Annotated in this window: 13 protein-coding genes; 2 read left to right on the forward strand and 11 right to left on the reverse strand. The window is 32.7% G+C overall.

The annotated features are described in order from the left end of the window. Positions 1–3: 3 nt before the first annotated feature. The 4 genes from BLQ19_RS19640 to BLQ19_RS19660 form a co-directional block, all read right to left on the reverse strand. Positions 4–381: a hypothetical protein gene (locus BLQ19_RS19640; protein WP_139150295.1), complete on the reverse strand. Its 378-nt coding sequence runs from the start codon at positions 379–381 to the stop codon at positions 4–6. Between the two features lie 762 nt (positions 382–1,143). Then, positions 1,144–1,551, reverse strand: a complete 408-nt coding sequence (locus BLQ19_RS19650; RefSeq protein ID WP_074539476.1) for a hypothetical protein — start codon at positions 1,549–1,551, stop codon at positions 1,144–1,146. A gap of 100 nt (positions 1,552–1,651) precedes the next feature. After that, positions 1,652–2,044 carry an ACT domain-containing protein gene (locus BLQ19_RS19655; protein WP_074539477.1) on the reverse strand — a complete coding sequence of 131 codons (393 nt, stop codon included), beginning with the start codon at positions 2,042–2,044 and terminating at the stop codon, positions 1,652–1,654. Continuing rightward, positions 2,045–2,845 carry a type 1 glutamine amidotransferase domain-containing protein gene (locus tag BLQ19_RS19660; RefSeq protein ID WP_083332308.1) on the reverse strand — a complete coding sequence of 267 codons (801 nt, stop codon included), beginning with the start codon at positions 2,843–2,845 and terminating at the stop codon, positions 2,045–2,047. Between the two features lie 610 nt (positions 2,846–3,455). Between BLQ19_RS19660 and BLQ19_RS19665 the strand changes: the two genes are divergently transcribed. After that, on the forward strand, positions 3,456–4,247 hold the full coding sequence (locus BLQ19_RS19665) for an aspartate dehydrogenase domain-containing protein (protein WP_074539478.1): 792 nt from the start codon (positions 3,456–3,458) through the stop codon (positions 4,245–4,247). Positions 4,248–4,659: 412 nt separating this feature from the next. Here the strand turns inward: BLQ19_RS19665 and BLQ19_RS20960 are convergent, their stop codons facing one another. Genes BLQ19_RS20960 through BLQ19_RS19675 form a run of 3 tightly spaced genes read right to left on the reverse strand, consistent with a single transcriptional unit; the run spans position 4,660 to position 5,288 of the window. Continuing rightward, positions 4,660–4,866, reverse strand: a complete 207-nt coding sequence (locus BLQ19_RS20960; RefSeq protein ID WP_139150296.1) for an NUDIX hydrolase — start codon at positions 4,864–4,866, stop codon at positions 4,660–4,662. Positions 4,867–4,905: 39 nt separating this feature from the next. Beyond that, positions 4,906–5,061 carry an NUDIX domain-containing protein gene (locus tag BLQ19_RS20965; protein WP_083332310.1) on the reverse strand — a complete coding sequence of 52 codons (156 nt, stop codon included), beginning with the start codon at positions 5,059–5,061 and terminating at the stop codon, positions 4,906–4,908. A gap of 29 nt (positions 5,062–5,090) precedes the next feature. Further along, positions 5,091–5,288, reverse strand: a complete 198-nt coding sequence (locus BLQ19_RS19675; RefSeq protein WP_029446159.1) for a hypothetical protein — start codon at positions 5,286–5,288, stop codon at positions 5,091–5,093. A 523-nt stretch (positions 5,289–5,811) separates the two neighbouring features. Here BLQ19_RS19675 and BLQ19_RS19680 point away from each other — a divergent pair. Further along, a complete protein-coding gene (locus BLQ19_RS19680) occupies positions 5,812–6,780 on the forward strand; it encodes a transposase (RefSeq protein ID WP_074539479.1) in 969 nt (322 codons plus the stop codon). A gap of 158 nt (positions 6,781–6,938) precedes the next feature. On the opposite strand, the gene BLQ19_RS19685 is transcribed toward BLQ19_RS19680, so the two are convergent. From BLQ19_RS19685 to BLQ19_RS19700, 4 genes are all read right to left on the reverse strand, one after another. Further along, positions 6,939–7,385, reverse strand: coding sequence for a VOC family protein (locus tag BLQ19_RS19685; RefSeq protein WP_074539480.1), 447 nt, complete (start codon positions 7,383–7,385; stop codon positions 6,939–6,941). 57 nt (positions 7,386–7,442) lie between these two features. Continuing rightward, positions 7,443–8,354 carry a helix-turn-helix domain-containing protein gene (locus tag BLQ19_RS19690; RefSeq protein WP_074539481.1) on the reverse strand — a complete coding sequence of 304 codons (912 nt, stop codon included), beginning with the start codon at positions 8,352–8,354 and terminating at the stop codon, positions 7,443–7,445. Between the two features lie 107 nt (positions 8,355–8,461). Beyond that, the gene (locus BLQ19_RS19695; RefSeq protein WP_074539482.1) at positions 8,462–9,361 is read right to left on the reverse strand and encodes an NmrA family NAD(P)-binding protein; all 900 of its coding nucleotides are present in this window, start codon (positions 9,359–9,361) and stop codon (positions 8,462–8,464) included. A gap of 271 nt (positions 9,362–9,632) precedes the next feature. Then, positions 9,633–10,718 carry a serine hydrolase domain-containing protein gene (locus BLQ19_RS19700; RefSeq protein WP_074539483.1) on the reverse strand — a complete coding sequence of 362 codons (1,086 nt, stop codon included), beginning with the start codon at positions 10,716–10,718 and terminating at the stop codon, positions 9,633–9,635. Positions 10,719–10,948: the final 230 nt, after the last annotated feature.

Below are 10,948 nucleotides of genomic sequence, written 5' to 3' on the forward strand. Positions count from 1 at the left end.
CGTTTAGGCTTTATTGGGTAAAGTATTCTTTGGATTTATAATATCCTCAATATTGGTGTCTTTATAGATAGTATTATGTATAGGATTCTCTCCATAATAAGAAACTATGTGAAATGGTTGGTTTAAGGCTTCCGCCAAAATTATTAAAATTTCCAAGACAATTATTAGAGCTTTCTCTCCGTCTTTTGAATTAAGCTCTTTTATTGGGCTGAATTTTGTGTTTGGAAATTTTTTTAACCAATCAATATTATCTTCAGAGTCAATCTCATTATATGTATTTTCTTCTCCTTCCTTGGGTTCAAGCAACAACGTCGTTTTATATGAGAATCCGTGGCAAAGCCAATTTCTTAAATTGTTCAATTCTTTTAATTTATTCTTCAATTTTTGGGGAAGTACAGTCTTAGTTACGGATAACAAATAGTCTAGCTTGTCTAAACAGGGAAGGTTTGAATTCAACCTTTCAACATTCTTTTAAGGGGAAAATCTCTTTCAATATCAGGAATATACTTTGTTGAGTCCTCATTAAAGAATATTTCATAGCCTAAGAAGTTAATAGCTGATTCAAGACTAAAGTAACTGTGTGTGATTGTTGAAATAGGACTTTTACGTCTCCTATCTTCTGTTCGCGATCTATATAGACTATCCACTGCCAATCCCAAGTGAGTATTACAAAGGCTATTTGTTAATATATATAGTCCGTCATTTATCATATTATTCAAATTACACACAACTTTTTTATATTTAACAAATGTTTAATATAAATCATTATATATTAAATACACCTTGAACATGGCATCAGGCAAATTCTTACATATGGCCTGAGAGTTTACTTAGCGATACATTTCTTTAAAATTCGTATTAATGTTCATGTGTAATTAACGCTAAATATAAATTAGGGGTTCCAAATACTACAATCAATTTTATGGGGGATTACTACATTGCTAATATAATACAAAATGTCATTTAAAATCATGTGGAAAACCGCAGAAGTTAAAAAAAATAAGAATTTAATGAAAGTGCTGTATTATAAAGTCTCTGTATCATAAAAAAATGATTTACAGCAACTTTGGGAGAACCCACACAGGGTTAATTAAAGAAAAAATTCTTTGCTTTTGGTTCAGTTCTTAGTTGGTAAAACTTGTTTTATTTCAATAGCCAATTTTCCATGGCTTGAGAAATAATTTTTGGTTCTTCAGGTAGATTTTCAGTAAGTGATTCTGGATAATGATTTGTCATTTCATATCTTGAATTCACGAATTCCATATCTGTTCCAAAAAAGCAGGTGTTTTTTATTTTTAGTAAGTCAAATACCAGTAAAGGAAATTTATCATTTAGAGTGGGTCTATTAAAACATATTCCGCTTATTTCATCTTCTAAATTTCCAGTGAAAGTTGCATCTTCAAACATTTCTCCAACATTGGAAACAAATTCCAATTCAGAGTGTCCCATTTCAATTTTTCCATATCTAGTTATTACTTTTTCTAGTTCATCATATGGAATACTAGCGGAATCTCCATTTTCAAATTTTTGTAGGTACACAGTATAACTCATTTTGGTTTTTTAATCTTTATTTATCGACTAATTAGTAACCGTTGTACAGCGCAAAGCCCTAGCTATCAATTGAATAGTAACATTACATATCGTACAAATTTTATTCTGAAAATTTATTCAGAATTTCCATAGCCTTTTTGGTATCTTTTGTATCCACAAAAATATGATCATGGTAATACGCTGCAACCACATTACAACTTATTCCGTTTTTAGCTAGTGCATTTGAAAATGCGGCGGTTAAACCTACGGCTTCTAAAGATGAATGAACCGTAAGTGTAATCCAAGACGCAATATAAGAATAGTCTAAATTTAGTTGGTCTGCGACTTCCTTTTTAGCTATAATAGTAGTGCTCTCTTCTTCTTTAAAAGTCATTATGATTTGGCTCAAATTTATTTGCTCCAAATGTGTTGTCTTACAAAAAACAAATTCGCCTATATTATGTTTAGGTTTCATCGATTTTAATAGCGCTGCCAAGTTTTTTTCTCCACTCATTTATTGATCACTTTTGGTTAGTCTCTGTAATTCATTTAAGGTAGCCTCTCCAACACTATGTGCAGATTGCGGATTTTGACCCGTTACTAATCGTTGGTCCGTAACCACATGCGTTTGAAAAGGAGCCGACTTTTCAAAAATAGCGCCGTGAGATATTAATCGATCTTCTAGTAAAAAAGGAACTATATCTTCTAGATGCACTTTTACTTCTTCTTCATTGGTGAAAGCATTTACCTTTTTACCAGCTACAAGATACGACCCATTGCTGAGTTTTATATTTACTAGGCCTGCAGGACCATGACATACGGCACTTACAACACCGTTATTTTCATAAATCTGCTTTGCGATTTCTGCTATTTCCGTATTGTCTGCAAAATCCCACATGGCACCATGACCACCGGCATAATGAATGGCGACATAGTCTTCTGGATGTACGTCACTTGGTTTTTTAGTATTTTCAATTTTGTTGCGATAGGTATTGTTATCCCAAAATTTCTTATTGATAGAATCATTCATATCAAATGCGTCTACAGGTGCTTTTCCACCTTTAGGACTTACGAAATCTATTTCGTAGCCAGCTGTATGTAATACATCCCAAGGGTGAGAAACTTCACCTAAATAATACCCTGTTTTTTCTCCAGTAGCGCCTTTTTCGCTATGGCTGGTAACTACAAATAAGATTTTTTTTAATGCTTTAGTTTCCGCTTTAACAGCGGTATGATCTGTACTTTTTTTAGAATTACAGGCCACAAGAAGAACCGTAAATAACAGCAAAAAAAGAGGTGTTTTAATTTTTATCATAGTGTATTGAAATTAATAATGAGATTTTAGATTATTCTTTTTTAGGGTGCGCCGAAAATAATTTTAATAGCTATCCTAAAGAATAATGTACAGAACAAAAGTCTTAAACATTTTAGAGAATCTATTTAACAAATGATAAAAAGGAAAATTAGTTTAGGTGGTGGTATTGTTCTTAGAATGATAAGGAATATAAAGGATGAATAGGAGGTAGTCTAAGTTATTTTTAAGTACTTCTAAGCTTCACTGTAAATAATAACCTTAATTCTCTCTTTTGTTCTTTCTGATTATACAATCAATTTAAAGAGAATCAAACTTAAGCAGTATATAGTTCTTTAACGTCATTATAATGCATACACTTTAAGATTAAGAATCTAAAACTTAATTTTTAAAATAAGACCAGTTTTCAGCATCAAGTATACTGCATCGCGCACTAATTGTTCAAGTGGGAATTATAAAGGCAGTATATAGCTTCCCCTCATCATGGAGTGGACTTACCAAACGAACCCCGTATGATTATCTCATTTTCAAAGCGTTAAGTTGCTAGATTTTGAATTGAAAACTTTGTTATATATTTAAGTAATTATTTTACTCAAACAATAAAATTAACCAAGTGAAAATAGCGATAATAGGTTTTGGAAATATAGGTAAATATCTAGCAGAATGGATTTGTAATGAACCTTCTTTTGAATTGAGATATGTGGTGGCTAGAAAAGAAATTGATAAAGAATGTATTGATTTTAAAATTGAACCTGTAAAATTCAGAAAAGAAGTTACGCCAGAATTGATAAATGATGTTGATATTATTATTGAATGTGCAACGAAAGAAGTGGTATCGCAATTATTAAAATTTGATGAAATAGATCGTACAGGTCTGAAACTAATTCTTATTAGTACGGGCGGGCTATACCAGAATAAAGCAGTTTTGAAAAAGCTGAAAAACTGTGAGGTGATACTACCAATAGGTGCAATTGCCGGATTGGATGCGATAAAAGCAGTTAATGATGATATTACGTCCATTAAATTAAAGACAACAAAACATCCTAAAAGTTTAGAAGGAGCACCGTTTTTTGACAATTCAGAGATTAACTTGGCTTCTATTAAAACTAGTCAGACTATTTGGGAAGGTGAAGTAAGTGAGGCCGTAAGTTTATTTCCTAAAAATATAAACGTTGCAGCAAGTATCTATTTTGCGTCTAAATGTGAAAATTTAAGAATAGAAATAGTTGCTGATCCTAATGCGACTAGCAACATGCATGAGATAACTTGTGAGGGCGATTTTGGAAAAATATACACCCGTACCGAGAATAAACCAAGTCTAGCTAACCCAAAAACAAGCTTTTTAGCCGTTAAAAGTGTAGCAAGTATTCTTAGAAATATGTATACGAATATTAAAATAAATTAACGACTGTTCTGTTTAAAATGGAGAACCGTCTTATACATCAAGATGGTTTAAAGATAATTTCGGACTTATTCCATAATTAAAATAGGTATGAGTTCGAAGTAGTCAAAGGTGTTGCAGTACTATTGGTTTTATCGATTTAGAATTAAATTGATTTACGCTAACCACTATTACTATTGCAATGGATCATTAATTAGCAGAAACTTTAGAAGATTCTATATGCTGTTTATGCAGTAATAAGTGATAGTAAAAGGTTACTTTCCAATACAGAGTTTTAATATTCATGTTTTACAGTACTTGAGAGCTGATGAGGTACAATAAGTATTGTTGATTAGTGAAATAATTAACTTTTAAATAATACTCTTATTAAAATCATTATTACTTAACCTGGCTCTATGTCTTGCTAGATATTTTTTCATACCTTTCTATTAAATTTATCTTCGCTTACTAGGGCGGTTTCAAACAGTATATCTGCTGGTGCAAACTTGAAATTACTTATATTTGAGATTGCCACCCATTTCATTTTATCATGATCTTTAAAAGCAATGTCTCCTGATACAATTTTACATTTATAAGATTTTAATTGTACCGTTTTTTCGGCATATTTACAGATGTTCTCCATAAAGAATTTACCAACCATCACATCTACACCTAATTCTTCCTAAAGTTCTCTCTTAAGACAAAATTCAGGTGTTTCTCCTATTTCAATATTACCACCAGGAAATTCCCATAAACCTTCGAGGAGTTTACCTTCTTTTCTTCGGGCAATTAGTATTTTATTCTCGGATTCTATTATTCCTGCAGTTACTTTTATCATTGAGAGTTGTATAGTTATCTCTTTTACTTTTATTTTTTACTATATAGAATTGCAGCTAAATGGAAAAGTGTTTTTGCTCCATGAGCTTTTTTTATGGCTTTTATTCTTTTCTCTACAGATGATACAGAACTAGGTGTAATATTTTTTTCAATAAAATGAGTTGAAATTTCTGGGGTTATATAACCCTTTGACAGTAGTTGTATTATTTTTTTGTCTACGTGATCCATAATTTTATATGCTTATTTTATAATTTCAAAAAACCAGGTTTGTAACTATGTCAGTTTTTGTAAGAAAAAAATATCTTTTGTTAATTTCCAATTCTCTAAAGTATGTTCATTATGGGACATGGTTCACACAACGTTTAGAATATGGCAAGTAGGGCAGTAGAAAGCGATAAACTTTCAGGTTTGCACTGAGCCAAAGCGTTGTATTTTGTTTTAATTTATTCATTCTTAAAAGCCAAATCAACGATTTGGCGGTTTTTGTAAATAGCATTGAACTTGCCTAAACCAATAAACGCCCTATTTGCTATATACAAATTAAGTTTGATTCTTAGTAAATTGTTGCTATAACTAGAAAGAACAAAAGAGAGAATTAAGGTTAGTATACACGGTGAAGCTTTAGACTTCGACAACATTGATAATCCTCTCTCTTTTACTACTTAAATCACGTTCAGTTCTGTGAGACTTTAGATCTCGTTTTCAAGTTGTTGTGAGCAGAAGTAGCTAGTTCTTTCATAAAACATTTCTTATGAATAAATATAAAGAAACTTTTGGAGTTGACATCAGTAAAGATGTCTTTGATGTACATGGTAGTAACCAAGGTCATGACCAGTATAAGAATGATGAAATTGGATTTAAGAAATTCCTTAAGGAATTACCCAAAAGTTCATTGGTCGTTATGGAAGCTACCGGTTATTATCATTACAGACTTGCACAGTTTCTTTACAAAAATGAAGTAGTAGTTTCAGTAGTAAACCCATTATCTATAAAGCGGTTCATTCAAATGAAACTGGCAAAGGTGAAAACGGACAAAAGCGATGCCAAGGCTATATGTGAATATGCCCTGATCAACGAGGTTCCTATTTACAATGCTTTGACGGATACCCAGAGTGAGTGTCTACAGTTGTTCCGGTTATTGGATGCCTATTTAAAACAACGAACGGCAACCAAGAACAAAATACATGGGGAAGCGGTTTTAGGTATACCCTCAAAGTTTGTTTATCGTTCGTTGATACGCAACAAGAAGCAGCTCAATAAAGAAGTAACGGCAATCGAATCAAAGATTCTATCATTAGTGAAAGAGGACCAACAAGAGCAATTGACCTTGTTGACGTCAATACCTGGTATAGGGCAAAAGACCGCATTGTTCCTAATAGTGGTCACTGATGGTTTCAGTAAGTTTGAAACGGCATCACAGCTTTGTAGTTATGTAGGTATAACGCCAACGATACGAGAGTCGGGGAGCAGCGTAAGAGGTCGAGCGAGAATAAGTAAGGTCGGTAATAGAAAGCTTCGTAATCTATTGTTTCTATGTTCTTTCAATGCCTGTAAACACAACAAGGCATGCAGAGAGGTATATGAGCGAATCGTGAACAAAGGGAAGAGCAAGAAACTGGCACTGATAGCAGTTGCTAACAAACTACTTAAACAGTCCTTTGCTATCGCAAAATCTGGCAGACCCTATGATGAAGCTTATGTTTCTGTATTACCTAAATAAATAGGGAATAAACCGAATAAAAAAAGCTCAAGAATCTGTTTTTTGAATTTATGAGCCTAGAATAATAGTGTCTCAGATTAAGGAAGAATTTACTTGTTTTTTTACCTCAGTTCTTTGTTAGCGGTAGTCCTTTCTACGTATATTTCTGTGTGAAAAAGCTATATAATATCTTCGCTAAGTTCAATTGTATTTCCAAAAGGGTCAGAAAAAAATGCAACACTTTTTCCGATAGCTGGAACTTTAAAACAGCGCACAGGTATTACATTTCTTTCACTTAGCTCTTTCAAAGTTAACTCCAAATTTTCTACATTAAAACATAAATGGTCGTAACCTATTTGCAAATCCTTGTAATCATTAGCCTTAATACCTTTTACACCAAGAATTTCTATCAGAAAATTATTGTCATTTGGTGGTGCAATGAATGCGAGTTGAATTTCGCCAACTTCCCATTCACGAATTAATCTGAAGTCAAGTTTATCTTTATACCATTTTATAATAGCATCATATTCTGTAGTCCGAATTGCTACGTGTCCTGCTTTTAAGTCTTTAAATTGGCTTGCGGTATTTTTATCTGAATATGATAAAGGTCTAATTTTGTTTTCCATTTTCAATGATTTTTATTTTAATTGAGTATCCGTAAAATTCTCTACAAAGCTCTGCATTTAGTTAAAGGATTGTCTAAATTCCATTGGTGACAAGTTTGTCTTTTTCTTAAAAAGTTTACTAAAAGATTGCGAATGCTCAAATCCTAATTTATAGGCAATTTCACTAATGGAAAGTTCTGTTGTAGATAGTTTTTCCTTGGCTTTCTCAATAAGTCTGTTATGAATGTGTTGCTGTGCATTTTGCCCTGTAAGTGTACGTAACATATCACTTAAATAACTTGAAGACATATTTAAATGCTCCGAAAGGTATTGAACAGAAGGTATTCCTTCCACAACCGTTTTTTCATCATTGAAACAATCATCTAAAAGCGTTTCCAACTTCTGTAGTAAATCATTATGTACCGCCTTTCTTGTTAGGAATTGACGCTTGTAAAATCGGTTACTGTAATTCAACAATAATTCGAGTTGTGAGATTATAATATCTTGGCTAAAATCATCAATTCTGCTTTGTAATTCATCATCAATTATTTTAAAGATTGAAAATATCGTGTCCTTTTCTTTGTCAGATATATGCAATGCTTCGTTAGTTGCATAAGAGAAAAAACCATATTGCTTTATTTTAATTACTAATGGATAGGTCAAGAAAAAATCTGGATGAATAAGCAATAAATAGCCTGTACTCTCAACATTATGAGCTTCAAATATTTGATTAGGTGCTGTATATACCAAGCCACCTTCTCCAAAATCATAATAGTTTTGCCCATATTTTGCTTGACCGCAAAGATTGGACTTATATGAGATTTTGTAAAAATTAAGAATAAATGAATAGCCTAAATCTTCTTCTACGATTTTTATATCTTTAATATCAATAAAACTTATCAATGGGTGCAAGGGCTTTGGTAAACCCAGCATTCTATGAAAAGCTGATAGAGAGTCAAATTTTCGAAAAGTATTTTCTGCTTTTTTCATAGTATAAATTTATAAAATCTTTATTAAATATTTTCACCAAGGACATTCTCCGATCTTTGGGTTTTGTTCTTCGCTGATAAATTTTCCCGTTGGCATATTTTTCCCTATCAATGCATATATGCCAACGCAAATTCTTTAGCAAAATCTGCCAATTTTACTTTACCCAATATTGGTTTGTTTTGGTTGTAGTCTTCATATAATGTACCATCTCCCTGTACTGCTTGCATTTCCACAAGTCCTTTGGCAGCTTGTGCATTCATTCCTGTAGACATCATACCATCGAGCATTTGTTCGTCCGTTATTGACTGCCATTTCAATTCTGGTTTTCCTATGGCATTTCCTAAAGCTTCTGCTATTTCGTTTGGTGAGATTTCATCGCTTGCAATATATCTAACTGTTCTTCCTCCAAAAGGGCTTTCCATTTCCTCTGCTATGGCAGTTGCAATATCCATAGGTGAAACCCAGGGTTCTTTTTGGTCGCCACCGTAGTTTGAGATGATTACGCCTTTATCTTTTACGCTTTGGACTGACCTCAATAGATTGGTGTAAAAACCAGATGGACGCATTACTTTAATGGACACATCCGTTGGTAATTGTTTAAGAATGTTTTCTATATTATAGTGGAATATAAGATTGCCATTGCCCGAATCTTTGTCAGCACCAATAGAGCTTAATTCAATTACCTTTTTTACGCCTGCTCGCTCTATCGCGGTTTTGTAGTTTTTACCGAGTTGTGTCATTTCTTCCACGATGTCGATATTCGGGTCAAAGAAACTTTGATTTCCGAGAGTAGCCATAACATAAACTATGTCTGCTCCTTGAAATGTTTCCGAAAGAAAATCAACATCTTCCATTGTTCCAATTGCAGCCTTTGCACCTAATGCAGCAATATCTTTTTGTCTTTCCGTTTTACTGCTAATAACAGTAATAGAATGTCCGTTTTTAACCAACTTTTGTGTGAGCGGTTTGCCTATGTTCCCTAGAGAACCTGTAAGTACGATATTCATATTTCTTATTGTTTATTTGAAATACAAAGGTCGTAGGATGGAATTCTACGAATTTAGTCTAATTGAGGACTTATGTAGTCAGAATGATAAAATTTCCGAATTTGACGGTTGTTTCGGTGGTTTTTTTGATTACCGCTAACGGTTAGTATATGAAAAGTAGGCGATTTTGAAGCACCAAATTTTCGGTTAAGCATAAACTTTGATAAGAGCCAAAACTTTTGATTTTATTAATGTTTCGCCTATTTTTTATATATATTGTTGGCGGTAGTTATTATTCCACAAGGCTACTGTTTAATACTATTTTTCGAATTTCTTTTTCAAAATAATAAACAATATCAATATCTCTGTTATATGTATTCTCCAATATTATAACATCCAATTGCTTCTCTGGCATATAAAATTTGAGATTTACAAATCCAATCCCTCTTCCTGCGTGTCCAATATATTTATAGGGTTCATTTTCATTTATATTAACTCCATAACCGTAATTGGAATCTTTATCGCTAAATGTATAATCAGAATCAACAACCTTCGAATTTACCATTAATTCATAGGTCTCTGGTTTCAGAATTTCTCCATTGTGCAGTTTTGTGTCCCATATATTTAAGTCGTGAGCATTAGAAATTATACCACCTGCAGGAACAAAGTTCGACCAAGATTCCTGTGAGAAATTTAGGTTTTTAAAATCAACTACTTCTATGGTGTCATTCGAAATCCAATACCCATTTGAAAGTTGAGAATTAGTTTTGTTAGGAACATAGCAATAGGTATTTTTCATTCCAATTTTTTTGAACAATGTGTTTGCAATTTCAGTATATTTTTTCCCGGTTGTTTTCTCAAGTATTTTTCCTAACAAGCCATATGCAGGATTACTATAGTGAAAGCCAGTACCGGCTTTAAAGGCTAAAGGCTCTTCTATGCCTACGACTCCAGAAGACATATTCAATAATTGATTTACAGTTACAGTATCCGCCCAAGACTGATTTAAATCCGGCAAATACTCTCTAATCGGATTTTCTAATTTTATGTTTCCAGATTCAACCTCCTTTAAGATTAGAGCTGCTGTTATCTGCTTACTGTTGGATTGGATTCGGAAATTATCATTTAAGCTAATTGGTGTTTTCTTTTCAAAATCTGAAAATCCATATTCTTTTGAATACCTAGTTTCTCCATTTTGAGTTATTAGTACAATACCATTAAATTTTCTTGGATTTGTAGTTAATATTAGGCTGTCTAATTTAGCAGAATAGTCATCTGCAATTGGTTTTTTACTTTCGCTATTTGTTTTGTCCTTATCACCACAACTTAAAATGAAGAAGACAAATACAAGAATTGAGATGCTAAAGGTATATTTCATTTATATTCTATTTATAATTTTGTTCTAATTACCGCCAACGGTAAGTATATGAAAAGTAGGCGATTTCGAAGCACTAAACTTTCGGTTAAGCACAAACTTTGATCCGAGCCAAAACCCTTGAACTTATTACTGTTCCGCCTATTTTTTATATACATTGTGTGTGCCCAGCATGGGCATCTTTTGTTTACCGAAAGGTAAATAATTAATCTAGAGGGTGCAAGTCCCTTATG

This window comes from Cellulophaga baltica (genome assembly GCF_900102165.1).
GTDB lineage: Bacteria > Bacteroidota > Bacteroidia > Flavobacteriales > Flavobacteriaceae > Cellulophaga > Cellulophaga baltica.

Coding starts and splice junctions, on each gene's coding strand:
- BLQ19_RS19680 (WP_074539479.1), top strand. CDS start 5,812: ATGAATAAATATAAAGAAACTTTTGGAGTTGACATCAGTAAAGATGTC.
- BLQ19_RS19695 (WP_074539482.1), bottom strand. CDS start 9,361: ATGAATATCGTACTTACAGGTTCTCTAGGGAACATAGGCAAACCGCTC.
- BLQ19_RS20960 (WP_139150296.1), bottom strand. CDS start 4,866: ATGGAGAACATCTGTAAATATGCCGAAAAAACGGTACAATTAAAATCT.
- BLQ19_RS19655 (WP_074539477.1), bottom strand. CDS start 2,044: ATGAGTGGAGAAAAAAACTTGGCAGCGCTATTAAAATCGATGAAACCT.
- BLQ19_RS19660 (WP_083332308.1), bottom strand. CDS start 2,845: ATGATAAAAATTAAAACACCTCTTTTTTTGCTGTTATTTACGGTTCTT.
- BLQ19_RS20965 (WP_083332310.1), bottom strand. CDS start 5,061: ATGATAAAAGTAACTGCAGGAATAATAGAATCCGAGAATAAAATACTA.
- BLQ19_RS19700 (WP_074539483.1), bottom strand. CDS start 10,718: ATGAAATATACCTTTAGCATCTCAATTCTTGTATTTGTCTTCTTCATT.
- BLQ19_RS19685 (WP_074539480.1), bottom strand. CDS start 7,385: ATGGAAAACAAAATTAGACCTTTATCATATTCAGATAAAAATACCGCA.
- BLQ19_RS19675 (WP_029446159.1), bottom strand. CDS start 5,288: ATGGATCACGTAGACAAAAAAATAATACAACTACTGTCAAAGGGTTAT.
- BLQ19_RS19650 (WP_074539476.1), bottom strand. CDS start 1,551: ATGAGTTATACTGTGTACCTACAAAAATTTGAAAATGGAGATTCCGCT.
- BLQ19_RS19690 (WP_074539481.1), bottom strand. CDS start 8,354: ATGAAAAAAGCAGAAAATACTTTTCGAAAATTTGACTCTCTATCAGCT.